Raw genomic sequence first — 23,656 nt, 5'->3', positions numbered from 1 at the left:
GCGAAATATAGAAGGCGGGTAACCTTAAGGCCCCGCTATATATAGTGGCGACCGAGTGAAGGTCAAGCGCGGGGAAATGCGCCTCAGACCTCTGCACCACCAATAGGGCTGACTTCGGCCTGAATCAAAGCAAAGCGCGGAAGCGTCTGGCCGTCCACCTCGACCTGCTCGCAAAACATTGCCAGCGGCCTGACCCAGAGCCCGAACTCCCCATACAGTGCCTGATAGATGACCAACGGTTCCTCGGTCTCGGAATGCTGCGCCACGCCGAAGACGCGATACTGCGGCCCTTTGTAGTGACGATAGAGCCCTGGTTGTAGCTGCATGACGTTTCCCCGCATGAAAAGCCCGGCCATGACGGCTCGGCTTGCCGGGCGCCGTGGCAGCACCCGAATGAACAAGGCCAGAAAGCAAAACCGGGGCACTAGGCCCCGGTCTTGTTTGGCTCGGACGCTTAGACGCGTTCGAACACGGTGGTGATGCCTTGGCCAAGGCCCACGCACATGGTGGAGACACCGAAAGTGCCACCGTTCTGCTTCATGACGTTGAGCAGGGTACCGGAGATACGGGCACCGGAACAACCGAAGGGGTGACCCAGGGCGATCGCGCCGCCGTGCAGGTTGACTTTCTCTTCCATCTTGTCGAGCAGCTTCAGATCCTTCAGCACCGGCAGAGCCTGGGCCGCGAAGGCTTCGTTGAGCTCGACGAAATCGATGTCAGCCATGCTCAGACCGGCACGCTTGAGCGCCTTCTGGGTCGACGGCACCGGACCGTAACCCATGATCGCCGGATCGACACCGGCAACGGCCATGGCGCGAACCACGGCCATCGGCTGAATGCCCAGATCCTGAGCACGCTGGGCGCTCATGACGATCATGCAAGAGGCGCCGTCAGTGATCTGCGAGGAAGTACCCGCAGTCACGGTGCCGCCTTTCGGGTTGAACGCAGGCTTCAGCGCAGCCAGGCTTTCCAGGGTGGTTTCCGGACGAATGGTTTCGTCGAAGTCGTACATCTTCAGGAAACCGTTCTCGTCGTAGCCTTGCATCGGGATGATTTCATCCTTGAACTTGCCTTCGACGGTGGCCTTGTGTGCCAGACGGTGCGAACGCTCACCGAAGGCGTCCTGCTGCTCACGGCTGATGCCATGCATCTTGCCCAGCATTTCAGCGGTCAGGCCCATCATGCCGGACGCCTTGGCGGCGTACAGCGACAGGTGCGGGTTCGGGTCGACGCCGTGCATCATGCCGACGTGGCCCATGTGCTCCACACCGCCGACGACGAATACATCGCCGTTACCGGTCTGGATCGCCTGCACGGCGGTGTGCAGGGCGCTCATGGACGAACCACACAGGCGGCTGACGGTCTGGCCGGCGCTGGTGTGCGGGATCTGGGTCATCAGCGACGCCATGCGCGCGATGTTCCAGCCCTGTTCTAGGGTCTGGTTGACGCAGCCCCAGATCACGTCCTCGACTTCGGCCGGATCGACCTTGGCGTTACGCTCCAGCAGCTTGCTAATCAGGTGCGCGGACATGGTCTCGGCGCGGGTGTTACGGTGCATGCCGCCCTTGGAACGACCCATCGGGGTACGACCGAAGTCGACGATCACTGCATCTCTAGGATTCAGGCTCATATTTCTATTCTCGCTCTGTTCGCTGCACGATTAACCGAAGAACTTCTGGCCCTTGGCGGCCATCTCGCGAAGTTTTGCGGTCGGGTGGTACAGGGCGCCCAGCTCGGCATACTTGTCGGCCAGGGCGACGAATTCAGCCACACCGATGGAATCGATGTAGCGCAGCGCACCGCCACGGAAGGGAGGGAAGCCGATACCGTAGATCAGGCCCATGTCGGCCTCGGCTGCGGTGTCGACAATGCCATCTTCCAGGCAACGAACGGTTTCCAGGCACAGCGGGATCATCATGAAGTTGATGATGTCCTCGTCGGTGACTTCACGCTCTTCGACCACGATGGACTTGAGCAGCTCGTAAGCCGCCGGGTCGGAGACCTTCTTCGGCTTGCCGCGCTTGTCGGTTTCGTAGGCGTAGAAGCCTTTGCCATTCTTCTGGCCCAGGCGGTTGGCTTCGTACATCACGTCGACAGCGGTCTTGCCTTCGACAGCCATGCGATCCGGGAAGCCTTCGGCCATCACGTCACGGCCGTGGTGGCCGGTGTCGATGCCGACCACGTCGGAGAGATAAGCCGGGCCCATGGGCCAGCCGAACTTCTCCATCACCTTGTCGATACGCACGAAGTCGACGCCGAAGCCCAGCAGCTTGGAGAAGCCGCCGAAGTACGGGAACAGCACGCGGTTAACCAGGAAGCCGGGGCAGTCATTGACCACGATCGGGTTCTTGCCCATTTTCTTGGCGTAGGCAACGGTGGTGGCCACGGCCACTTCACTGGACTTCTCGCCACGGATGACTTCCACCAGCGGCATCATGTGCACCGGATTGAAGAAGTGCATGCCGACGAAGTTTTCCGGACGCTTGAGCGCCTGAGCCAGCAGGCTGATGGAGATGGTCGAGGTGTTGGAGGCCAGGATGGCGTCTTCACGCACCACGCCTTCCACTTCGGCCAGCACGATCTGCTTGACCTTCGGGTTCTCGACCACGGCTTCGACGACGATGTCGACGTTGCCAAAATCACCATAGGACATGGTCGGGCGGATGGCGTTGAGGGCTTCGGCCATCTTCGCTGGGGTCATGCGGCCCTTCTCGACGCGCTTGCCGAGCAGCTTGGAAGCCTCGTTCAAGCCCATCTGGATACCCTCTTCACGGATATCCTTCATCAGGATCGGGGTGCCCTTGGAAGCCGACTGGTAGGCAATGCCACCGCCCATGATGCCCGCGCCGAGGACGGCAGCCAGTTTCACGTCGCGAGCGATTTCGTCGTGGTGCTTGGCCTTTTTCTTCAGTTCCTGATCGTTCAGGAACAGACCGATCAGGCTCTCGGCAACCGAGGTCTTGGCCAGTTTGACGAAGCCGGCAGCTTCGACTTCCAGCGCCTTGTCACGGCCGAAGTTGGCAGCCTTCTGGATGGTTTTGATCGCCTCGACCGGCGCCGGGTAGTTCGGGCCGGCCTGGCCAGCGACGAAGCCCTTGGCGGTCTCGAAGCACATCATCTGCTCGATGGCGTTGAGCTTGAGCTTTTCCAGCTTGGGCTGACGCTTGGCCTTGTAGTCCAGCTCGCCAGAGATGGCGCGCTTGACCAGATCCAGTGCAGCGTCCTTGAGTTTGGCGGGTGCGACCACGGCATCGACGGCGCCGACTTTCAGCGCGTCGTCTGCACGGTTTTCCTTGCCGGAGGCGATCCACTCGACAGCGTTGTCGGTGCCGATCACGCGCGGCAGGCGCACGGTACCGCCGAAGCCCGGGTAGATACCCAGCTTGACTTCTGGCAGACCGATCTTGGCGGTCTCGCTCATTACGCGGTAGTCACCAGCCAGGCACATCTCGAAACCGCCACCCAGGGCGATGCCGTTGATGGCGACGACGGTCGGCACGGCGAGGTCTTCGAAATCACTGAAGATCTTGTTGGCTTCGAGGTTGCCAGCTACCAGCTCTTCGTCCGGCAACTTGAAGTTGTCGACGAACTCGGTGATATCCGCACCGACGATGAACACGTCCTTGCCACTGGTGACAATCACGCCCTTGATCGAACCGTCAGCCTTGATCGCGTCGACGGAGGCGCGCAGCTCATTGAGGGTAAGACGGTTGAATTTGTTGACGGACTCACCCTTGAGGTCGAAATTCAATTCGACGATGCCGCTCTCAAGAGCCTTAACCGTGATGGCTTTACCTTCGTAAATCATCAACTGATCTCCACGGTATGGAAGCTGAACAGTACACATCGGAGCCAACCGGCAAGCCAGCTCACAGCATAGCCGCGAGCATAGCTCCAATCGGTACGACACACCCACCGACGCGATATTCGGGCTGTAGTGGCGCGCCTGACCAGGCAAACGCTCAATTCATACGCCCGTTTGATTTGGGTGTGCACACCATCGGGGAAAAGCCAGAACTTGTCAATTGGCCTTCCTGCGCAGCCGTTTCGTTTTATCAGGCCCGCTCAGCAAGTACGCGGCTTGCAGGGCTACTCGATAAACAGCATCTATACCCGGATATCGCGATGATTTCGTGAACCCGGCGCGCCCCCGCCTTCGCCTAGCCAAACGCCGAGGCTGCGGGTACAGTCGCCTCAGGCTCGCCTGGCCCTGGCTTGCGAGCCTGAATACAACAACAAGTCGAGCCCATCGATGGGCCATGCGGAGTTCACCATGTCGAGCCGCCGTAAGCTTGCCTCCCCACTGGGCGCCCTCCTCGCCCTCGTACTGCAGTTGTTACTCGCCCCTTGTCTTCTGGCGGCACCAGCCGACGATCTGTTGCATCTCCACCAGATGCGCCTGGCGGCCCAGAAGAGCCTGGGTGATTTCTACATGTTCAACGGCATGGAAGGCGATCAGCGCTATGCCCGGAGGATCAACGAGTCCGTACAACAGGCGCAGACACAGCTGGATGCGCTGGGCGTCATGCCGGGTGACGGCTCGAAGACGCTGCAGCAGCGCCTCAGCGGCGAATGGCAGAACTATCGCAGCGCATTGCAGAATTTGATGGAGACGATGCGCAAGCAGGGCTTCACCGACCTGCAGCCAGTCGCCGACATGGCCGAAAGCAATCGGCAGCTCATGGACATCGCCCAGGCGCTTTACCTGAAAATCCAGGAAGAAAGCGGACAGGTCGTGCCCACACTGGCTCAACGCAGCCGCGAGCAGAGTCTTTTGATGCAGGGCATCGCGCTGGACTACGCTTCACGCAGCGCCTCGGTGGGTGCCAGCTTCTTCGGCGGCGGCGAGGAGCGCGCCCTTGACGAACTGGTGCGAGCCTTCGCCAGCCGTCTGGATGACCTCACCCAGGAAAGCCAGAACACAGCGCAGATCAGGACGGAACTTGGCATTATTGGCACCAAGTTTCGCTATATCGAGAAATCTCTGCTGAACTACAACCAGAACACCGTCCCCTTTCTGGTCAACAAGTATTCCGACAGCATCATCGAGGGGCTGGAAGACGTAGCGGCCCAATACGCCGCCAACCAGCTCTGATGTTTCTTTCCGGCCTGCCTGGCCATCCCCGGCCCGGTGCTCGCACCGGGCTTTTTATTCAAGACATCAACGCGCATCCAGAGCCATACTGGACGCAGAGCGGTTTCTATCCTTAGGAGGAGTTCACCATGCCCTACCAGCACATTCTGGTCGCCGTCGACCTCACCGAGGAATGCGATCCTGTCGTGAAACGGGCGTACAAACTGGCCCAGGCCAGCAACGCCAAGATGTCCCTGGTGCACATCGTCGAACCCATGGCGATGGCCTTTGGCGGTGACGTGCCGATGGATCTGTCGATGCTGCAACAACAGCAGTTCGAGCAGGCACGCGAGCGCCTGGACGCGTTCAGCGGCAAGTACCCGGAGTTGACAGCGGATCAGCGCCACCTGGCCTACGGCCAGCCGCGCCAGGAGATTCACCGCCTGGCGGAAGAACAGGGCTGCGACCTGATCGTCGTGGGCAGCCACGGGCGTCACGGCCTGGCGCTGCTACTCGGCTCAACCGCCAATGACGTACTGCACGGTGCGCCCTGCGACGTGCTGGCCGTGCGCCTGAAGAAATCCGATAAGAGCGCCTGATCGACGCCGATACAGGTCAGTCGAAGGAGTCGCCCGCGCTCATCACCAGCGGGCGGATCTTCTGCAGCTGGGTCTCGAGCGAGACCGTCATGCTCGATGACATCGAGAAGAAGGTGAGGAAGGCCTTGAGGTTGGAATCACCTTCGCAGGTGTCATGGATGCGCTGCCAGAACGCCTGATTGACCAGCTTGAGCTGCTGGAACATGCGCACCAGCCCCTTGAGTTCCCAATCCGCCAGACGTCCTTCGCGCATGTTGAAGTACTGCCGCGTCAGGTACAGCGACACAGTGCGCAGGATGAACTCCTGGTTGTTGGCGAACGGCAGATGATGCTGCGCCATCGGCCGCAGACGTCCCAGCAGCGGGCAGGCACTGGTGGCCATGATCACACCGAGCAAGGCGCGCAAGCCCTCTTCCAGCCCGAGGTGCTTGGTGTACTCGCGCTCGGGCGTGCGCACCCAGACACTGGCCTTCTTGAAGGCCGGCAGGCCACGAAAATCCTCAATGACGCGGTGCAGATCCACAGCCGCCGGACAATGGCTGAACTGCTCGCGGCTGAGCGGACAATTGCTGCACTGCTGATGCCCGAGACGAGTCCAGGCCGGTGTTTGCCGGGCCTGCTCGGGGTCATACTCTCGGTTCAGCTCGATCCTGTAGCTGAACTGATGATTGTCGTCGAGGGTGATGCGGTATTCGATGGCCATGCGCTTAAGTGCCCCTTTCAGGCTTCCAGTTCTGCCCAGCGCTCGATCAACCTGTCCAACTCCGTCTGCAGGTCATCGAGACGCGCCAATGCTTGCGTAGTGATCTGCGACGCCTGCTGGTAGAAGGCCGGATCGGCGATCTGCGCCTGCAGCGTCGCCATTTCCTGCTCCAGAGCATCGATCTGCCCGGGAATCGCCTCCAGCTCACGCTGCAGTTTGTAGCTCAGTTTCTTCTTCGCCGGTTCAGCCGTGGCCTGCGTCGCCGCTGGCGCGCTCGCCGTCGGCTGCGGTGCCTCGACCACGGCACTGGCCAGCTCGGCCTTGCCCGACTTGCTCTCGCCAACACCCAGCAGGCGCGGCGATCCGCCTTGACGCAGCCAGTCCTGATAACCGCCTACGTACTCACGCACGCGGCCTTCGCCCTCGAACACCAGGGTGCTGGTGACCACGTTATCGAGGAACGCCCGGTCGTGGCTGACCATCAGCACCGTACCCGGGAAGCTCAGCAGCACCTCTTCGAGCAGCTCGAGGGTTTCCACATCCAGATCGTTGGTCGGTTCGTCCAGCACCAGCAGGTTCGCCGGTTTGCTGAACAGCTTGGCCAACAGCAGACGCGCTCGCTCCCCGCCGGACAAGGCCTTGACCGGGGTACGGGCACGCTGTGGACTGAACAGGAAGTCCCCCAGGTAGCTGAGGACGTGACGGCTCTGGCCGTCGATGACGATGAAGTCGCGACCTTCCGCGAGGTTGTCTATCACGGTCTTTTCAGGTTCCAGCTGGAGGCGCAACTGATCGAAGTACGCCACCTCCAGCTTGGTACCTGCCAGTATCGTGCCAGCAGTCGGTTGCAACTCGCCGAGCAACAGCTTGAGCAGTGTGGTCTTGCCGGTGCCATTGGCGCCGAGCAGGCCGATGCGGTCGCCACGCTGCAGCACCATGGAGAAGTCTCGCACGAGAGCAACTCCCCCTGCGTGCGCAAAACTGACGTTTTCTGCCACTATCACCTGCTTGCCGGACTTGTCCGCCGCATCCAGCTGGATGCTGGCCTTGCCCTGGCGCTCACGGCGCTCGGCACGTTCGGAGCGCATCGCCTTGAGGGCACGCACGCGGCCTTCGTTGCGAGTACGCCGGGCCTTGATGCCCTGGCGGATCCACACTTCTTCCTGGGCCAGGCGCTTGTCGAACAGCGCATTGGCGGTTTCCTCGGCAGCCAGTTGCTGCTCCTTGTGCACCAGGAAGCTGGCGTAGTCGCCGTTCCAGTCGATCAGGCCGCCACGATCCAGTTCGAGAATGCGCGTGGCCAGGTTCTGCAGGAAGGAACGGTCGTGGGTGATGAACAGCACGGCACCGCCAAAGTCTTTCAGCGCTTCTTCGAGCCAGGCGATGGCGCCGATGTCCAGGTGGTTGGTCGGCTCGTCGAGCAGCAGCAGATCCGGCTCGGACACCAGTGCCTGGGCCAGCAGGACGCGACGGCGCCAGCCACCGGAAAGCTCGGCCAGGGTCTTGTCCGCTGGCAACTGCAGGCGGCTCAGGGTGCTGTCGACCAGTTGCTGCAGGCGCCAGCCGTCTTTGGCTTCCAGCTCCTGCTGCACGTGCATCAGTTGCTCGAGGTCGTCATCGCCGTGGATGTTCTGCGCCAGGTGGTGATAGCGCGCCAGCAGCTCACCAACGCCAGCCAGGCCTTCGGCCACCACGTCGAATACCGTCCGCTCGTCGGCGCGCGGCAGCTCCTGCGGCAACTCGCCGATCTTCAGCCCCGGCGCGCGCCAGATTTCGCCGTCATCGGCCATCTGATCGCCCTTGACCAGGCGCAGCATGCTCGACTTGCCAGTGCCGTTACGGCCGATGATGCACACCCGTTCGCCCCGGGCGATCTGCCAGGACACCCCGTCGAGCAGGGGCATGGCGCCATAGGCGAGGGAAACATCGGCGAACTTGAGCAGGGTCATGACTACCTCCGGAAACAGGGGGCGCATTCTACCCGAGTTGCTCGCGGCAGGTTCCCGTTTCGGCATGAGCGGCCGATCCGCCTGCGCGTATTTTTCCAGCTGTGTCGGTAGGCTGCTCCGCGCTTTCGCCGGCAGGGGTCGAAGGGCTAAGCTAGAGCCATGCGGCCAGATGGATGCGGCTGCCCACTTACCTGTTCGCCCCCTGGAATTGTCATGCGTGGTCGTCTTTTCTCCGTTCTGTCCTGTCTGATACTCAGCACCGTCGGCATCGCCCAGGCCGATGCTGCCAACCTGGCCCAGCAACGCCAGTTCTACGATGAAGCCAAACGTGCCCTGGCCAAGGGCGACAGCGGCCCCTACCGCAACTATGCCGGCGCCCTGCGCGATTACCCGCTGACGCCGTACTTGGCTTACGACGACCTGACCAACCGCCTGAAGTCGGCAAGCAACGCCGAGGTGGAAAAATTCCTCGCCGAACACGGCGACCTGCCGCAAGCCAGCTGGATGAAGCTGCGCTGGCTGCGCCTGCTAGCCGAACGTGGTGACTGGAAGCCCTTCCTCACCTACTACGATGCCAAGCTCAATTTCACCGAACTGGACTGCCTGTACGGCCAGTACCAGCTCAGTCATGGCCTGAACGCCGAGGGCAACGTCACTGCCGAGAAGCTCTGGTTGGTCGGTAAATCGCAGCCCAACGCCTGCGATCCCCTGTTCGAGCGCTGGGCCGCCAACGGCCAATTGACCGAACAGCGCCGCTGGCAACGCACCAAGCTGGCCGTCGAGGCTGGCAACTACGGCCTGGCCAATCACCTGATCAAGAGCATGCCGACCCTCGGCGCTCGTGGCGCACTGCTGGTGGAGGTGGCGCAGAAGCCGCAGATACTCAAGCAGAGTGCTCGCTTCACACCGGCTGACGCGGCCATGGCCGATGTGGTCGGCCTGGGCTTGCGCCGTCTGGCCAGGCAGAGCCCGGAAGATGCCCTGAGCCTGCTCGACAGCTACGCCCAGCGCATGAAGTTCTCCCAGGACGAACAGGTCGCCATCGCCCGCCAGATCGGTCTGACCCTGGCGCGACGCTTCGACCCACGCGGCCTCGACGTCATGGCCAAGTACGACCCGCAACTGCGTGACAACACCGTCAGCGAATGGCGCGCCCGCCTGCTGCTGCGCAGCGGTCGCTGGGACGAGGCCTATCAGCTGACCCAACGCATGCCGGCCGAACTGGCCAGCAGCAACCGCTGGCGCTACTGGGCGGCGCGCAGCCTGCAGCTCTCTCAGCCGAACAGCCAGCAGCCGGCGACCCTGTTCCAGGCGCTGGCCAAGGAACGTGATTTCTATGGCTTCATGGCCGCCGATCAGGTCAAGGCACCCTACAAGCTGAACAACCAGCCGTTGGCGCTCGACCCCAAGGTGGTGCAGAAGGTGCGCAATACCGCCGGCATCAAGCGCGCCCTGGAATTCCATGCGCGTGGCCAGATCGTCGACGGGCGCCGCGAGTGGTACCACGTCAGCCGCCTGTTCAGCCGTGACGAGCTGGTAGCGCAAGCGCGCCTGGCCTACGACATGGGTTGGTACTTCCCAGCCATCCGCACCATCAGTCAGGCCCAGTACTGGGATGATCTGGACGTGCGTTTCCCCATGGCTCACCGCGACGAACTGGTGCGTGAAGCGCAGCGCCGCGACATACATTCGAGCTGGGTATTCGCCATCACCCGTCAGGAAAGCGCCTTCATGGCCGACGCCCGCTCCCATGCCGGCGCCATGGGCCTGATGCAATTGATGCCGGGCACCGCCAAGGAAACCGCGCGCAAGTTCAGCATTCCCATGGCCTCACCGCAGCAAGCCCTCAACCCTGACGTCAACATTCAACTCGGTGCAGCCTACCTGAGCCAGATATATGGCCAGTTCAATGGCAACCGAGTCCTCGCCTCCGCTGCCTACAACGCAGGCCCGGGCCGCGTACGCCAGTGGCTGCGTGGCGCCAATCACCTCAGTTACGACGTGTGGGTGGAGAACATTCCCTTCGACGAAACGCGCCAGTACGTGCAGAACGTGCTGTCCTACTCGGTGATCTACGGCCAGAAGCTGGGCAGCCCGCATCCGCTGGTGGCCTGGCACGAGCGGTATTTCGACGATCAGTGACATGGAGCCGGATAGCCGACAATCGGCGTCTGGACAATAGAAAACGCCGCGAATCCTGTTGGGTTCGCGGCGTTTCTCTATATGGACCTAGGCGGGCAATCTCCAGAGCGCCACCTCTGGAGAACTGGGGCTTTACAGCCCGCTGCTCAGCCCGGTGTCTTCGGACGCGCCGATATGCACGTTCATGCATTGCACAGCCGCACCAGCCGCGCCCTTGCCGAGGTTGTCCAGGCGCGCCACCAGGGTCACCCGCTCGGCATTGCCGAAAACGAAGAGATCGGCCCGGTTGGTGTCATTGCAGCCCTGCACGTCGAAGAAGCCCTCATCCAGGTTCTGCTCCCCTTCCAGCGGCATCACCCGGATGAAACGCTCACCAGCGTAGTGGCGCTGCAGGGCTTCATGCACTTGTTGCGGCGTAGTGCCGGGCGCCAGGCGATCCAGGTGCAGCGGCACGGTAACGGACAGCCCCTTGAGGAAGTCGCCGACGATGGGGCTGAACACCGGTGCCAGGGTGATGCCGGTCTGCACGCGCATTTCCGGCAGGTGCTTGTGCCCCTGGGTCATGGCATAGGGACGCGGGCTCTTCAGGCGCGCATCGCCACCGGCTTCGTACTGGGCGATCATCGACTTGCCACCACCGCTGTAACCGGTCAGGGAGAAGGCGCTGATCGGGTAATCCTTGGGCAGCAGGCCAGCGTCCACCAACGGGCGCACCAGCAGGATGAAAGCCGTAGCGTGGCAACCCGGGTTGGCGATGCGCTTGCTGGCACGGATCGCCTCGCGCTGGCCGGCAGCCAGTTCCGGCAGGCCGTAAGTCCAGCCGCTGTCGGTGCGGAAGGCAGTGCTGGCGTCGATGATGCAGGTGTTCGGGTTGGTCACCAGGCTCACGGCTTCACGCGAGGCGGCATCCGGCAGGCAGAGGAAGGCCACGTCGGCAGCATTCAGGAAGCGTGCACGCTCGGCACTGTCCTTGCGTTTGGCCTCGTCGATGCGCAGCAGCTCGATGTCCGGGCGCCCGGCCAGGTAATCCAGCAGACGCAGGCCGGTGGTACCTTCCTGGCCGTCGACGAAAACTTTGAACGACATGACATGACCTCTCGACAAGGGCCGGTCGCAGCCGGCCTGAAACGGTGGACGAAACAGCGGGGCCATAGTGTCGGCCATGTGCGCGTTCGCGTCACGCGCTTCGCGCAGATTGTGCGTGGATCAGTCGCTCAGCACCCGCACGCTGGCGGTCATGCCGGCACTGAGCTGTACACCCTGCGGCAGCTCGGCCAGACGGATGCGCACCGGTATCCGCTGCGCCAGCCGCACCCAGTTGAAGGTCGGCTCGACATTGGCCAGCAATTGGCCGTCCGGGCTGGAGTTGCGGTCGGTGATACCGCGACTGATGCTCTCTACCTCCCCGTCCAGCGGCTGATCCCTGCCCATCAGCCAGACCTGCACCGGGGCGCCGACCTTGATGCGCGGTAGCTTGGTTTCCTCGAAATAGGCCTGCACGTAGAACGAGCCCTCGTCCACCAGGGCCAGCACCGGCTCACCTGCACGCACGTAGTTACCCTCGGCCAGTTGCAGGTTGGTCACCTGCCCGGCACGCGGTGCGCGCACCTCGCTGCGCTGCACGTCCAGTTCGGCGAGTTTCACTGCCGCCTGCGCCTGGCGATATTCACCACGCGCGATCTCGGCATTGAGCTGGGCGTTGTCGCGCAACTCGGCGCTGATCGCCTGCGGCCCCAGGCGATCACGTCGCACGGCCTCGTGTTCGCGCAACAGCAATTGCTGGTGGCGTGTCTCAGCCACGGCCTGCGCCTGCTCCAGAGCCGCCTGGTAGCGATCCCGGTCCAGGCTCATCAGCAGCTCGCCGGCCGCAACCTGCTGGTTGTCGCGCACCTTCAGTTCGCGCACCCAACCGGACAGATCCGGGGCGATGGTGACCACATCGGCGCGCACGCGCGCATCGCGCGTCCAGGGCGAATACAGGTAGTGCTGCCACAGCCAGGCACCGGCGATGATCGCCGCGGCTACCAGGCTCAAGGTAATGCCGACACGCATGACAGAACGCATGCCTTTCTCCTCGTTCATTGTCCCAAAACGGCCACCACGGCCGCCAATACGCACACATAGAGGGCGCAATCGAACAGCGCCTCATGCCAGATCCAGCGCGCCATGCCGACCCGCTGCAAGCCGATGCGCAGCACGCCGGTCAGCAGCAGCGCCAGTAACGCATACAACAACAGCGGGCTGAGCAAGACGCCGCCCAGCGACCATTCACGCAAGCCCATCGGAGCCCTCCTGTAATCCACACCAGCGACGCCAGCCATCCTGCAACTGCAGCAAAGCAGCCTCTGCCAGGCGCCTGTCGATACTCGACGGCGCGGCCCGCAGAGCCTGCAGCAGCTGGTTAGCCGCCTCATCCAGGGCCGATTCGCGCTCGGCTGCCGGCCCCAGCAACAATTGCTGACGCAGGCGCGCGAGAAAGTCCGCTTCAGCCTGCCCCAGAGAGCTGTCACCGGCTGCCAGGCAGGCTCGCAGATGCAACAACTCGTCACCCAGATCCAGGCTGGCAACGCCATCATCCCAGCGGTTGCGGGTCTGGCTCGGCAACAACGGATAATGCCGCGCCAATTGCAGCAAGCGATCAGCCATGCGCCCACCGAACCAGCTCTCCGCACCGATCAAGCGGTGCTGCGTCAGACGCGCCAGATCCTGCAGGGTTGCTCGCAGCAAACGACGACCATGCCAGCGCGGGCTGCGCAAGCCGATCAGATTGAACGCCAGCACGGCACAGGTGACACCGATGAGCATGGCCTGCGCCTCGTTGAAGAAAAACGCCAGGTCGTAGTTCATGTCGTTCTGCGGTGCGCACAGCACGATGAAGTGCAGACAGAAGGAGGTCGCCGTCGCGCCCAGTGCCGGCTTGGCCATGCCCAGCGCACCGAAGAACAGCGGTACGCCCAATGCCAGGCAGAGCATGGGGAAACCACTGAGCTGTGGCAGCAGAATCTGCCCGACGAAAAAAGCCACCGGCAAGGCATAGAAGATGCCACGCAGAAACAACAGGCCGATCTGCGCCGCGTTCTCGCGGCTGGCGAACAGGCTGCAGACCACGCTGGCCAGCAACATCGCGCCGCTGGCGGCCGTCCAGGCCGTGGCCATCCAGAACGCCGCCAATGCCAGAAAGGCCAGGGCGCTGCGCGAGCCATAGAGCATTGCGGTTTGCCAGTCGCGGTGCCAGGACAACGCGGGTGGCAGACTACCGCGTACCTCGCCCTGCTCCACCGCCTGCAGCGCGTTGCCTGCAGTTTCCAGGCGCAGCATGAGCAAAGCGAGTCGCTCCAGACAGCGTCGCTGAGCGGCGCTCAGCGCCTGGTCTTCGGCGACTTCGCGCATTTCCTGCGCCAGGGCCGCGCAGCGCGAACCCTGCGGATCCGATAGGCAGTCGCGCACACGCTGCATCCAGGGCGCCAGGGCGTGGTTCTCGACCTCGTCGAGCTGCCGCCATTGCCGGCCGACGCCGCGCGCCAGGCGCAGCATCGTCAGCAGATCACGGCTGAGCAGGCGCAAGGCCGCCGCGCGTTGCCGGCCGCGATTACCCTCGAACCAGGCATGCTCACGCTGGGCGTCCACCGCCACCATGCGTCCCAGTACCTCCAGCAACCCCTGACGCGCCATGGGCTCACCCGCCAATGTCTGGCTGGCGGCGCTCACCCCGGCCTGCCAGACGCTACGCGCCTGCTGCCCCAGTTGCCGCTCTACGCGCTGCGGCCAGAGCACGGCACTGACCACCGTGGCACAGAGAATGCCCAGGGCAATCTCGGTACCGCGCGCAACCGCCTGATCGAACACCGTCAGGGGTTGGCTGATGGCCGGCAGGCCGATGATCGCCACGGTGTAACCGGCCAGCACGAAGGCGTAGCTCCAGGCGCTGCGCAGCATGGTCGAAGCCGCCGTGCACAGGCCCATCCACAGCGCCACGGCGATCAGGAACAACCAGGGTGCCTGGGCGAACAGAGCCATCAGCAGCACCGTCATGCTCGCCCCGATCAGGGTACCGAGCAGGCGCGCCAGGCCTTTCTGCACCACCATGCCGGACAAGGGCTGAGCGACGATAAAAGCGGTCATCAACGCCCATTGCGGCTGCTCCAGGCCGAAACGGAACGCACACCACAATGCCAGCCCAGCGGCCAGGAGGGTCTTGATCGCGAATTGAACGGCCTGGGCGCTGGGCGCGACGAAGGCCAGCAGGGAGTCACGCATGGAGTCGAGATCTGAAGAAAGACGAAAGAAGCATAGACGGCCGCCCGAGCGGACTGCCAATGGGGCTAATTATTAGCCTGCTATCTAGTTTTCGTCCACCCCCAGCCGCGCCGCCTGTCGCTCGCGCAAGCGCTATCGCTGCTCAGTGATGGCGCCCCGCAAAATGCGCAGAACAAAAAAAGGGCGACCGAAGTCGCCCGAATTGCCTTGCGTGCCCAGTTAACTGGAAGGATCAGCTCTGCTTGCGCTTGTGAGCATCCTTCCAGATGAAGTAACCAACACCCCCGAAGAACGCGACCATCAGAAGAACGGTGCCGACTCCGGCGAGAACCACTGTATCGACGAACATGGCTGCCTCCTGTTGTGCCTGTCTGTCTGGGATGGCTTCACGTTATCAGCGCTGGCGGCAGGAAAATTGATCTGGATCAATGGCCAGCGAGCAGGTGCGATCAGGCCTGGGGGAATACTGACCCAGGTCAAGAAATCGAGGGGGTACGAGGCGGGAGGTGCGGCCCAGAGGGGCCGCATGCAGCGGGACGGACAGCGGTACTCAGCGCTTCTTCGGCTTGCTCTTGGACTTCTTCTTGCCTTTGGCCAGCGGCAGCACCTGCTCGAAGGCCTGGCGCATGTCGTTGAGACGCTTGTCGTTGAGATCGTGGATGCGCTTGTCGCGCTCGGCGGCGAAATCGATCAGCTTGTCGTCGTTGCTCATAGCGGAAACCGGATCAGGCGAAAGGTCAGGTTCAGGCGCGGTGCGCAGGCTCGCCGCGTCTTCGCCACTTGGTGCTGCCAATGATGCTGGGTCGGCCCGCGCATGACCAGTAGCGAAGCGTGGTCGAGTGTCAGCGAATGTTCGATACGCGTCGTGCCCACCCGGCGCAAGTCGAAACGCCGGCTGCCACCCAGGTTCAGCGAGGCGATCAGCGGATTGCGCCCCAACTCGGGCTCTGCATCGCTGTGCCAGCCCATGGAGTCCTGGCCGTCGCGGTAGTAGTTGAGCAGCACGGCATTGAGCGGCTGGCCCACCTCTTTCGCGACTCGCTGGCGAATCTCGTCCAGCAAGGGCGTCCAGGGCAACGGCTCGTGCACCTTACCGGAATAGCGATAACGCGCCTCGGGGTCGCCGTACCAGGCCGTCAGCCGTGGCGTTGGATGGTAGCACCCATGGATGAACAACTCTGGCTGCTGCCAGGGCGTTTGCTCGACCAGCGCTTGCAGCCAGCTCTCGGCCAGGGCAGCGTCGACCCAACCGGGTAGAAAATCCAGCTCGGCATCGGCGAGTGCGGGTAACGGGTCGGCGAACAGCATGACGATCTACGCGCAAGAAGGTTAAGGGAGTGTCTCAAACTTCCACATCGACCCACAGCCCTTGCCTGGGCAAATCCCCCAGCGCCTGCTCCACCTCTTCCGGCTCGGCCTCGGCCAACTGCTCCGGGGTGTAGCCGCGCCGCTGCCGACGGCGCTGCTCTTCACGCAGCAACTCCTCGGCCTCTTGCGGATGGCGCCTGTCCAGCCCGAGCGCACTTTCCTTGGCACTGCCTTCGGCAGGCGTGACCGGCGGAATTTCGGGCTTGGGCTTGATCACGTCCTGCGTGGCAGTGACCGGCACCAGGCTATGGGGGATCGGTGGCAGCATGGCACAGCACCTCCTTTGGTCAGGCTGTCGGCGCCGGGAACCGCGACTTGAGGACACGCTCGCTACACTTTCGACTGACGGACGCATCGATAGTGCCACGAGCGCTTTGGCCATGGCGCGGCATCCGTTACCATAGCCGGCTTTTTCACACGGGAGACAGGCATGGCGCAGTATCAACCGGGGCAACGCTGGATCAGTGACAGCGAAGCGGAACTGGGGCTTGGAACCATCCTCACCGAGGACGGCCGTCTGCTCACCGTGCTCTACCCGGCCACCGGCGAAACGCGCCAATACGCCACCCGCAACGCACCGCTGACCCGTGTGCGCTTCGTGCCCGGCGACGAGATCACCCATTTCGAAGGCTGGAAACTCAGCGTCCAGGAAGTCGAGGACATCGACGGCCTGCTGGTCTATCACGGGCTCAATGCCCAGCATCAGCCGGTCAGCATGCCGGAAACCCAGTTGTCGAACTTCATTCAGTTCCGCCTGGCCAGCGACCGCCTGTTCGCCGGCCAGATCGATCCGCTGAGTTGGTTCGCCCTGCGCTACCACAGCCTGGAACACAACAGCCGCCTGCTGCAGTCCTCGCTCTGGGGCCTGGGCGGCGTGCGCGCGCAACCCATCGCGCACCAGCTGCACATCGCCCGCAGCGTCGCCGACCGTATCGCCCCGCGCGTACTGCTGGCCGACGAAGTGGGTCTGGGCAAGACCATCGAAGCCGGCCTGGTGATCCATCGCCAACTGCTCTCCGGCCGTGCCAGCCGTGTGTTGATCCTGGTGCCGGAAAACCTGCAGCACCAGTGGCTTGTGGAAATGCGCCGACGCTTCAACCTGGAAGTGGCGCTGTTCGATGCCGAACGCTTCATGGAAAGCGACGCCAGCAACCCCTTCGAGGATTGCCAACTGGCCCTGGTCGCCCTGGAGTGGCTGGTGGACGACGAGAAGGCGCAGGACGCCCTGTTCGCCGCCGGCTGGGACCTGCTGGTGGTCGATGAAGCTCACCACCTGGTCTGGCACCCGGAGAAGGCCAGCGCCGAATACGCGCTGGTCGAGCAACTGGCCGAGGTCATCCCTGGCGTGCTGCTGCTCACCGCCACCCCGGAACAGCTCGGCCAGGACAGCCACTTCGCCCGTCTGCGCCTGCTCGACCCAGCGCGCTTCCACGATCTGCAGGCCTTCCGCGCGGAAAGCAGCCAGTACCGCCCGGTGGCCGAAGCGGTGCAGGAACTGCTGGATCAGGGCTCGCTGAGCGCCCAGGCGCGTGATGCCATCGGCGGCTTCCTCGGCGACGAAGGTCGCGAACTGCTGGATGCCATCGACGGCGGCGACGAAGAAGCCCGCGCCCGTCTGGTGCGCGAGCTGCTCGACCGCCACGGCACCGGTCGCCTGCTGTTCCGCAACACCCGTGCCGCCGTGCAGGGTTTCCCCGAGCGCGAGCTGCACCCTTATCCGCTGCCCTGCCCGGTCGAATACCTGGAACTGCCAATCGGCGAACACGCCGAGCTGTACCCGGAAGTCAGCTACCAGGCGCAGGACGAGGTGGACGAGGAGCAGCGCTGGTGGCGCTTCGACCCGCGCGTCGAGTGGCTGATCGACACCCTGAAGATGCTCAAGAAGTTCAAGGTGCTGGTGATCTGCGCCCACGCCGAGACCGCGCTGGATCTGGAAGATGCCCTGCGCGTGCGCTCCGGCATTCCGGCCACCGTCTTCCATGAAGGCATGAGCATCCTCGAGCGCGACCGCGCCGCCGCCTACTTCGCCGACGAGGAATTTGGCGCGCAGGTGCTGATCTGTTCCGAGATCGGCTCCGAAGGCCGCAACTTCCAGTTCGCCCATCACCTGGTGCTGTTCGATCTGCCGGCCCACCCGGATCTGCTCGAGCAGCGCATCGGCCGTCTCGATCGTATCGGCCAGAAACACAAGATCCAACTGCACGTGCCCTACCTGGAAACCAGCCCGCAAGCGCGCCTGTTCCAGTGGTACCACGAAGCCCTGAATGCCTTCCTGGCCACCTGCCCGACCGGCAACGCCCTGCAGCACCAGTTCGGCCCACGCCTGCTGCCGATGCTTGAGGGCAGCGATGGTGATCAGTGGCAAGCGCTGATCGACGAAGCCCGCGAGGAACGCCAGCGCCTGGAAAGCGAACTGCACAACGGCCGCGACCGCCTGCTGGAGCTGAACTCCGGCGGCGCCGGTGAAGGCGAAGCCCTGGTCGAAGCCATCCTCGAACAGGACGATCAGTTCACCCTGCCGATCTACATGGAAGAGCTGTTCAACGCCTTCGGCATCGACAGCGAAGACCACTCCGACAACGCCCTGATTCTGCGCCCCAGCGAGAAGATGCTGGATGCCAGCTTCCCCCTGGGCGACGACGAGGCAGTGACCATCACCTACGACCGCGAGCAGGCACTGGCGCGCGAGGACATGCAATTCCTCACCTGGGAACACCCCATGGTGCAAGGCGGCATGGATCTGGTGCTGTCTGGCTCGATGGGCAACACCGCCGTCGCGCTGATCAAGAACAAGGCGCTCAAGCCCGGCACCGTGCTGCTGGAACTGCTCTACGTCAGCGAAGCCGTCGCGCCGCGCAAGCTGCAGCTGGGCCGCTTCCTGCCGCCGGCTGCGCTGCGCTGCCTGCTCGACGCCAACGGCAACGACCTGGCCGCGAAAGTCGGCTTCGAGACGCTCAACGATCAGCTCGAAAGCGTACCGCGTGCCAGTGCCAACAAGTTCATCCAGGCCCAGCGTGACGTACTGGCCAAGCAGATCGCCGCCGCCGAGGCGAAGATCATGCCGCGCCACGTCGAGCGCGTCGCCGATGCCAAGCGTCGCATGGTCGCCGAACTGGATGAGGAGCTGGCCCGCCTGGTCGCCCTGCAGGCGGTCAACCCCAGCGTGCGCGACAGCGAGATCGCTGCTCTGCGCGAGCAGCGTGAGCAAGGCCAGGCCATGTTCGACAAGGCCGCCCTGCGCCTGGAGGCAATCCGCGTCCTGGTCGCCGGCTGACCCGAAGCGCGCCGGCTTCGTCCGGCGCGCTGCGGCGCCATAGGTCTGTGAATCTGGCGCGCCGTGCGCTGGCAAGCCGATGACCTGCCCGGCATAGTCGCACCCCATTCCACGCGTGAAAGGACGCTCATCATGGGTTGGTTGCTACTGGGTCTGGCAGGGGCCGTCGTCTACCTCGTCAGCCTGATCAATGGCGATGCGCAACTCGGCCTGTTCGCCAAGGGCTTCCCGGTCATCGCCCTGTTGCTCTGGCTGCGCCAGGCGCCAGCAGGCCTGTATCGCCGCTGGATCGGCGTCGGCCTGCTGTTTTCCCTGGCCGGCGACCTCCTGCTGGCTTGGCCCGATGACTTGTTCGTGTTCGGCCTCGGCGCCTTCCTGCTGGCTCACCTCGCCTACCTGCGCGCCTATGTCTCCGATAGTCGGCGCCCAGCGCTACCCGCATTACTGCTGGCGCTGGTCGTCGGCGGCGTGATGTTCACTGTGCTGGCCCGTGCCGGTCTGGGCCCCCTGCTGGTGCCGGTGGCCTGCTACGTCACGGCGATCTGCCTGATGCTCTGGCGCGCCCTGGCCCGGCTTGGCGCCCCCGGTCTGCAACCGCGCTCGACCTGGCTCGCAGCAGTTGGCGCCCTGCTGTTCGCACTCTCCGACAGCCTGATCGGCATCAGCCGTTTCGTGGTCAATTTCGACGCGGCGCCCTACGCCATCATCCTCACCTACTGGCTCGGCCAGTGGGGCATCACCGCTTCGGCCTTTAAACGTACCGACAGCGCCTGACTGTTGCACCACACTTGGCTAAAATGCCGGCCTTTTCCGCTACCCGTTGCGATTGCCGTGAGCCAAGAACCCGACCGCCTGTTCGCCCAGCCCCTGGCCGAGGTGCCCGATTTCGTCTTCAACGAGGACGTGGTGCGGGTCTTCCCCGACATGATCAAACGCTCGGTGCCCGGCTACCCGACCATCGTCGAGAACATCGGCGTACTCGCCGGCCAGTTCGCCCAGCCCCATACCCGGCTGTATGACCTTGGTGCCTCGCTCGGCGCGGTAACCCAGGCGCTGCGCCGCCATGTGAAGGCCGATGGCTGCCAGGTGATCGCCGTGGACAACTCCCCGGCCATGGTCGAACGTTGCCGTGAATACCTGCATGCCCAGGACGCCATGTTCCAGGAGCTGCTGCCGGTGGAGGTCATCGAGGCCGATATTCTCGCCCTAGACCTGCAGCCGGCCTCACTGGTGACGCTGAACTTCACCCTGCAGTTCATCCCACCGGAGCGGCGCCTGGAGCTGCTCGGCAACATACGCCAGGCCCTGCTGCCAGGCGGCGCACTGATCCTCTCGGAGAAGCTGCGCTTCGAGGATGCCGCCGAACATGAGCTGCTGACCGAACTGCACGTTGCCTTCAAGCGCGCCAATGGCTACAGCGAACTGGAAATCGCCCAGAAGCGTAGCGCCATCGAGAAGGTGATGCTGCCCGACAGCCTCGAACAGCATCGCGAGCGCCTGCTGGCTGCGGGCTTCAGCAAGGTGCTGCCCTGGTTCCAGTGCCTGAACTTCGCTTCGCTGGTGGCCCTGCCATGATGCGCGATCTGGATCTCGACGCCCTGCAGGCGCAGTTGGCTGGAACTCCGTTGCAAGACTGGGCCTGCGGGCTGCCCGCTCAACTCGATGCCAAACTGGCTATCGGTCACGGCGACCTGGCGCGCTGGTACGGCGCGGTGCAGGCACTGCCGCCGTTGCCGGTAAGCGAAGTGGAACTGGCGCAACGCTTTGCCTTTGGCGGTGCCTGTGACGACGCCACGCGGGGGCAATTGAAAACGGCGCTGCAGGGGCTGATTCCCTGGCGCAAGGGGCCATTCGAGCTGTTCGGCGTGCATATCGACACCGAATGGCGCTCGGACTGGAAATGGCAGCGCGTCGCCCCGCACCTGGATCTGGCCGGTAAACGCATCCTCGATGTCGGTTGTGGCAACGGCTACTACATGTGGCGCATGCTCGGCGCCGGCGCAGACAGCGTGGTCGGTATCGACCCCAACTGGCTGTTCCTCTGCCAATTCCTGGCGATGAAGCGATATCTGCCTGATTACCCCGTCTGGCACCTGCCGCTGGCCTTCGAAGAGCTGCCAGCCAAACTGCAAGGCTTCGACACGGTGTTCTCCATGGGCGTGCTCTACCACCGCCGCTCGCCCATCGACCACCTGCTCGACCTCAAGGACGCCTTGGTCAAAGGTGGCGAACTGGTGCTGGAAACCCTGGTGGTCGAAGGCGATGCCGAACAGGTGCTGGTGCCGGAGGATCGCTACGCGCAGATGCGCAACGTCTGGTTCCTGCCCTCGGTGCCGGCACTGGAACGCTGGCTGCGCCGCGCCGGCTTCGAGGACGTGCGCTGCGTCGATGTCAGCACCACCTCGGTGGAGGAACAGCGCGCCACCGAGTGGATGCGCTTCCAGTCGCTGCCCGAGTTCCTCGACCCAGCCGACCACAGCCGCACCATCGAAGGCCTGCCAGCACCGACCCGCGCCGTGCTGGTCGCGCGTAAGCCATAGGAGCAACCCTCCCGTAGGGCGGGTGAAACCTGCCAGAAGGCAAGTGGCGGGTTGCACCCGCCCTACGATTGCAGCCTTCAGCGGCTCAGGGCGCGAGCGCTCGTAGCGAAGCGAACAGTCCGCCATCGGTGCGCCCAGAATTTCAGCATGAGCCCCCCCGCAACAGCGTACTGCTACGCGACGACCGCATGGATGCAGGAGGCTTGTGTAGGGCGGGTGAAACCCGCCAGAGAGCAAGTGGCGGGTTGCACCCGCCCTACGCCAGCAGCGCTAACCCTCAGCCGCGATTGGCAGCGGCGACGATCAGTGCCTTCATTTCGGCGACAGCCTGCTTGAAGCCAACGAACAGAGCATGGGAGACGAGCGCATGGCCGATGTTCAGCTCGTTGATGCCCATGATCGCCGCCACCGCCTCGACGTTGTGGTAGTGCAGACCATGACCGGCGTTGACGATCAGGCCATGATTGAGGCCGCAGATCACCCCGTCACGGATGCGCGCCAGCTCCTGGGCCGCCTCTTCTGCCGTGTGAGCATCGGCGTAACGCCCGGTATGCAGTTCGATGGCCGGCGCGCCGACGCGCATGGCGGCCTCGATCTGTCGCTCCTCGGCATCGATGAACAACGACACCTCGCAACCGGCCAGCGATAGGCGCTCCACAGCTGCGGCGATGCGCGACTCCTGCCCCGCCACGTCCAGGCCACCTTCGGTGGTCAGCTCCTGACGGGTTTCCGGGACCAGGCAGACATGCGCCGGACGGATTTGCTCGGCGAAGCCGAGCATGAACTCGGTGACGCCCATCTCGAAGTTCATCCGCGTCTGCAGCACGTCGGCCAGCACACGCACATCGCGATCCTGGATATGCCGACGATCCTCACGCAGGTGCACGGTGATGCCGTCAGCGCCCGCCTCTTCGGCGTCCAGCGCGGCCTTGACCGGATCGGGGTAGCGCGTGCCGCGCGCCTGGCGCAGGGTGGCGACGTGGTCGATGTTGACACCGAGCAGAATACGATTGGCCTCAGTCACGCTTGGGCTCCTTGAGCGTCATGAAAAGTTCGCGGCTGACCAGCGGTCTGCCGCCGAGATGGGGGGCCAACGCCTGGCGCATGAGGCGTTTGGCGGCGGCCAGTGCGCCAGGCGTCTGCCAGTCTGCTTCGGCCATGGCCAATAGTTCGCGGCCCTGGAATACACCGGGCTGCAGTTGTACCACCGGCACCAGGCCGATGTCCTGCTGCCAGCGATACAGGCCAGCCGGAGCAATGGGCTGATCATGCTGGTCACGATCCAGGGCGAAACCATAGCCCAGCTCGTCCAGCAAACGCCATTCGAACGCACGCAGCAGCGGCTCCAACGGCCGCCCAGCCGCCAGCGCCTGCAGGGTCAGGGCGTAATGTTCGAGCATCAATGGGTGCGGGTCTTCGGCCGGCAACAGGCGAATCAGCAATTCGTTGAGGTAGAGGCCGGAGAACAGCGCCTCGCCGGTCAGCAACAGCGGAATGCCGGCGCTTTCCAGACGGCCAACGGTCTTCAATTCGCCGCGACCGCGCAGCTCCAGCTCCAGCGGCGCGAATGGCCGGGCGATGCTGCCAAGCTTGCCGCGCGCGGCACGCAGCACGGCACGAATGCGCCCCTGAGCGGTGAAGAAATCCACCAGGGCGCTGCTTTCCTTGTAGGGACGGCTATGCAGAACGTAGGCGGCAGAAGTCATGTGGGTAACCGCCAGAATGCGCCATGCGCAACAACGAGGATGCG

At 63.8% G+C, this 23,656-nt stretch carries 22 protein-coding genes; 7 read left to right on the top strand and 15 right to left on the bottom strand.

Going from position 1 to position 23,656, the window contains the following annotated elements; all coding sequences use genetic code 11:
* Window positions 1-83 precede the first annotated feature (83 nt).
* From ACODS1_RS02795 to fadB, 3 genes are all read right to left on the bottom strand, one after another.
* Entirely contained in the window at window positions 84-326 is a 243-nt protein-coding gene (locus ACODS1_RS02795; protein WP_322980842.1) for a DUF1653 domain-containing protein, read from the bottom strand.
* 128 nt (window positions 327-454) lie between these two features.
* Window positions 455-1,630, bottom strand: a complete 1,176-nt coding sequence (gene fadA / locus ACODS1_RS02790) for an acetyl-CoA C-acyltransferase FadA (RefSeq protein ID WP_322980734.1) — start codon at window positions 1,628-1,630, stop codon at window positions 455-457.
* 30 nt (window positions 1,631-1,660) lie between these two features.
* Window positions 1,661-3,808 (bottom strand): fatty acid oxidation complex subunit alpha FadB, encoded by a 2,148-nt coding sequence (fadB, locus tag ACODS1_RS02785; protein ID WP_489084438.1) that lies wholly within the window; start codon window positions 3,806-3,808, stop codon window positions 1,661-1,663.
* A gap of 465 nt (window positions 3,809-4,273) precedes the next feature.
* Here fadB and ACODS1_RS02780 point away from each other — a divergent pair, with 465 nt between their 5' ends.
* Both ACODS1_RS02780 and ACODS1_RS02775 read left to right on the top strand, forming a co-directional pair.
* Entirely contained in the window at window positions 4,274-5,095 is an 822-nt protein-coding gene (locus tag ACODS1_RS02780) for a hypothetical protein (RefSeq protein WP_489084549.1), read from the top strand.
* A 128-nt stretch (window positions 5,096-5,223) separates the two neighbouring features.
* Window positions 5,224-5,673: a universal stress protein gene (locus tag ACODS1_RS02775; RefSeq protein ID WP_322980737.1), complete on the top strand. Its 450-nt coding sequence runs from the start codon at window positions 5,224-5,226 to the stop codon at window positions 5,671-5,673.
* A gap of 16 nt (window positions 5,674-5,689) precedes the next feature.
* Here ACODS1_RS02775 and ACODS1_RS02770 read toward each other — a convergent pair whose 3' ends face one another.
* On the bottom strand, window positions 5,690-6,376 hold the full coding sequence (locus tag ACODS1_RS02770; RefSeq protein ID WP_322980738.1) for a DUF6901 family protein: 687 nt from the start codon (window positions 6,374-6,376) through the stop codon (window positions 5,690-5,692).
* Window positions 6,377-6,393: 17 nt separating this feature from the next.
* Window positions 6,394-8,325: an ATP-binding cassette domain-containing protein gene (locus tag ACODS1_RS02765; protein ID WP_489084437.1), complete on the bottom strand. Its 1,932-nt coding sequence runs from the start codon at window positions 8,323-8,325 to the stop codon at window positions 6,394-6,396.
* A gap of 213 nt (window positions 8,326-8,538) precedes the next feature.
* On the opposite strand from ACODS1_RS02765, the gene ACODS1_RS02760 reads away from it, so the two are divergent.
* Window positions 8,539-10,467, top strand: a complete 1,929-nt coding sequence (locus tag ACODS1_RS02760; protein ID WP_489084436.1) for a transglycosylase SLT domain-containing protein — start codon at window positions 8,539-8,541, stop codon at window positions 10,465-10,467.
* Window positions 10,468-10,599: 132 nt separating this feature from the next.
* Here the strand turns inward: ACODS1_RS02760 and argC are convergent, their stop codons facing one another.
* The 8 genes from argC to ACODS1_RS02720 form a co-directional block, all read right to left on the bottom strand.
* Complete coding sequence (argC, locus tag ACODS1_RS02755) at window positions 10,600-11,553, bottom strand: N-acetyl-gamma-glutamyl-phosphate reductase (RefSeq protein ID WP_489084435.1); 954 nt, start codon at window positions 11,551-11,553, stop codon at window positions 10,600-10,602.
* A 120-nt stretch (window positions 11,554-11,673) separates the two neighbouring features.
* Window positions 11,674-12,531 carry an efflux RND transporter periplasmic adaptor subunit gene (locus ACODS1_RS02750; RefSeq protein WP_489084434.1) on the bottom strand — a complete coding sequence of 286 codons (858 nt, stop codon included), beginning with the start codon at window positions 12,529-12,531 and terminating at the stop codon, window positions 11,674-11,676.
* 14 nt (window positions 12,532-12,545) lie between these two features.
* A complete protein-coding gene (locus ACODS1_RS02745) occupies window positions 12,546-12,749 on the bottom strand; it encodes a DUF1656 domain-containing protein (RefSeq protein ID WP_322980743.1) in 204 nt (67 codons plus the stop codon).
* A complete protein-coding gene (locus ACODS1_RS02740) occupies window positions 12,736-14,724 on the bottom strand; it encodes an FUSC family protein (protein ID WP_489084433.1) in 1,989 nt (662 codons plus the stop codon). The genes ACODS1_RS02745 and ACODS1_RS02740 overlap by 14 nt, the downstream gene beginning before the upstream one ends.
* A 232-nt stretch (window positions 14,725-14,956) precedes the next feature.
* Entirely contained in the window at window positions 14,957-15,073 is a 117-nt protein-coding gene (ccoM, locus tag ACODS1_RS02735) for a cytochrome c oxidase subunit CcoM (RefSeq protein ID WP_017361612.1), read from the bottom strand.
* 201 nt (window positions 15,074-15,274) lie between these two features.
* Window positions 15,275-15,436, bottom strand: coding sequence for a hypothetical protein (locus ACODS1_RS02730; RefSeq protein ID WP_489084432.1), 162 nt, complete (start codon window positions 15,434-15,436; stop codon window positions 15,275-15,277).
* Complete coding sequence (locus ACODS1_RS02725; RefSeq protein WP_489084431.1) at window positions 15,433-16,032, bottom strand: alpha-ketoglutarate-dependent dioxygenase AlkB family protein; 600 nt, start codon at window positions 16,030-16,032, stop codon at window positions 15,433-15,435. Before ACODS1_RS02725 ends, ACODS1_RS02730 begins: the two co-directional genes overlap by 4 nt.
* Before the next feature lie 34 nt (window positions 16,033-16,066).
* On the bottom strand, window positions 16,067-16,360 hold the full coding sequence (locus ACODS1_RS02720) for an aspartate-semialdehyde dehydrogenase (RefSeq protein ID WP_322980747.1): 294 nt from the start codon (window positions 16,358-16,360) through the stop codon (window positions 16,067-16,069).
* A 162-nt stretch (window positions 16,361-16,522) separates the two neighbouring features.
* On the opposite strand from ACODS1_RS02720, the gene rapA reads away from it, so the two are divergent.
* The 4 genes from rapA (at window position 16,523) to cmoB (ending at window position 21,906) form a co-directional block, all read left to right on the top strand.
* Window positions 16,523-19,366 (top strand): RNA polymerase-associated protein RapA, encoded by a 2,844-nt coding sequence (rapA, locus tag ACODS1_RS02715; protein WP_489084430.1) that lies wholly within the window; start codon window positions 16,523-16,525, stop codon window positions 19,364-19,366.
* A gap of 132 nt (window positions 19,367-19,498) precedes the next feature.
* Window positions 19,499-20,140, top strand: a complete 642-nt coding sequence (locus ACODS1_RS02710; RefSeq protein WP_489084429.1) for a lysoplasmalogenase — start codon at window positions 19,499-19,501, stop codon at window positions 20,138-20,140.
* A 57-nt stretch (window positions 20,141-20,197) separates the two neighbouring features.
* A complete protein-coding gene (gene cmoA, locus ACODS1_RS02705) occupies window positions 20,198-20,941 on the top strand; it encodes a carboxy-S-adenosyl-L-methionine synthase CmoA (RefSeq protein ID WP_489084428.1) in 744 nt (247 codons plus the stop codon).
* A complete protein-coding gene (gene cmoB / locus ACODS1_RS02700; RefSeq protein WP_489084427.1) occupies window positions 20,938-21,906 on the top strand; it encodes a tRNA 5-methoxyuridine(34)/uridine 5-oxyacetic acid(34) synthase CmoB in 969 nt (322 codons plus the stop codon). Before cmoA ends, cmoB begins: the two co-directional genes overlap by 4 nt.
* 277 nt (window positions 21,907-22,183) lie before the next feature.
* On the opposite strand, the gene pdxJ is transcribed toward cmoB, so the two are convergent.
* Both pdxJ and recO read right to left on the bottom strand, forming a co-directional pair.
* Window positions 22,184-22,930 carry a pyridoxine 5'-phosphate synthase gene (gene pdxJ, locus ACODS1_RS02695; RefSeq protein WP_322980752.1) on the bottom strand — a complete coding sequence of 249 codons (747 nt, stop codon included), beginning with the start codon at window positions 22,928-22,930 and terminating at the stop codon, window positions 22,184-22,186.
* On the bottom strand, window positions 22,923-23,612 hold the full coding sequence (gene recO, locus ACODS1_RS02690) for a DNA repair protein RecO (RefSeq protein ID WP_489084426.1): 690 nt from the start codon (window positions 23,610-23,612) through the stop codon (window positions 22,923-22,925). Before recO ends, pdxJ begins: the two co-directional genes overlap by 8 nt.
* Window positions 23,613-23,656 lie beyond the last annotated feature (44 nt).

Source organism: Pseudomonas sp. FG29, assembly GCF_057809355.1.
Note: the sequence above shows the minus strand (reverse complement) of the source record. Positions and strands in the feature narration are given on the sequence as shown.

Excerpts from the sequence above, each read along its gene's own strand:
- ACODS1_RS02745 (WP_322980743.1), bottom strand. The coding sequence starts at position 12,749 with ATGGGCTTGCGTGAATGGTCGCTGGGCGGCGTCTTGCTCAGCCCGCTG.
- argC (WP_489084435.1), bottom strand. The coding sequence starts at position 11,553 with ATGTCGTTCAAAGTTTTCGTCGACGGCCAGGAAGGTACCACCGGCCTG.
- ACODS1_RS02775 (WP_322980737.1), top strand. The coding sequence starts at position 5,224 with ATGCCCTACCAGCACATTCTGGTCGCCGTCGACCTCACCGAGGAATGC.
- ACODS1_RS02770 (WP_322980738.1), bottom strand. The coding sequence starts at position 6,376 with ATGGCCATCGAATACCGCATCACCCTCGACGACAATCATCAGTTCAGC.
- ACODS1_RS02760 (WP_489084436.1), top strand. The coding sequence starts at position 8,539 with ATGCGTGGTCGTCTTTTCTCCGTTCTGTCCTGTCTGATACTCAGCACC.
- rapA (WP_489084430.1), top strand. The coding sequence starts at position 16,523 with ATGGCGCAGTATCAACCGGGGCAACGCTGGATCAGTGACAGCGAAGCG.
- ACODS1_RS02710 (WP_489084429.1), top strand. The coding sequence starts at position 19,499 with ATGGGTTGGTTGCTACTGGGTCTGGCAGGGGCCGTCGTCTACCTCGTC.
- ACODS1_RS02725 (WP_489084431.1), bottom strand. The coding sequence starts at position 16,032 with ATGCTGTTCGCCGACCCGTTACCCGCACTCGCCGATGCCGAGCTGGAT.
- cmoB (WP_489084427.1), top strand. The coding sequence starts at position 20,938 with ATGATGCGCGATCTGGATCTCGACGCCCTGCAGGCGCAGTTGGCTGGA.
- ACODS1_RS02730 (WP_489084432.1), bottom strand. The coding sequence starts at position 15,436 with ATGAGCAACGACGACAAGCTGATCGATTTCGCCGCCGAGCGCGACAAG.
- ccoM (WP_017361612.1), bottom strand. The coding sequence starts at position 15,073 with ATGTTCGTCGATACAGTGGTTCTCGCCGGAGTCGGCACCGTTCTTCTG.
- ACODS1_RS02780 (WP_489084549.1), top strand. The coding sequence starts at position 4,274 with ATGTCGAGCCGCCGTAAGCTTGCCTCCCCACTGGGCGCCCTCCTCGCC.
- ACODS1_RS02795 (WP_322980842.1), bottom strand. The coding sequence starts at position 326 with ATGCAGCTACAACCAGGGCTCTATCGTCACTACAAAGGGCCGCAGTAT.
- ACODS1_RS02765 (WP_489084437.1), bottom strand. The coding sequence starts at position 8,325 with ATGACCCTGCTCAAGTTCGCCGATGTTTCCCTCGCCTATGGCGCCATG.
- ACODS1_RS02750 (WP_489084434.1), bottom strand. The coding sequence starts at position 12,531 with ATGCGTTCTGTCATGCGTGTCGGCATTACCTTGAGCCTGGTAGCCGCG.
- ACODS1_RS02740 (WP_489084433.1), bottom strand. The coding sequence starts at position 14,724 with ATGCGTGACTCCCTGCTGGCCTTCGTCGCGCCCAGCGCCCAGGCCGTT.
- recO (WP_489084426.1), bottom strand. The coding sequence starts at position 23,612 with ATGACTTCTGCCGCCTACGTTCTGCATAGCCGTCCCTACAAGGAAAGC.
- ACODS1_RS02720 (WP_322980747.1), bottom strand. The coding sequence starts at position 16,360 with ATGCTGCCACCGATCCCCCATAGCCTGGTGCCGGTCACTGCCACGCAG.
- fadB (WP_489084438.1), bottom strand. The coding sequence starts at position 3,808 with ATGATTTACGAAGGTAAAGCCATCACGGTTAAGGCTCTTGAGAGCGGC.
- fadA (WP_322980734.1), bottom strand. The coding sequence starts at position 1,630 with ATGAGCCTGAATCCTAGAGATGCAGTGATCGTCGACTTCGGTCGTACC.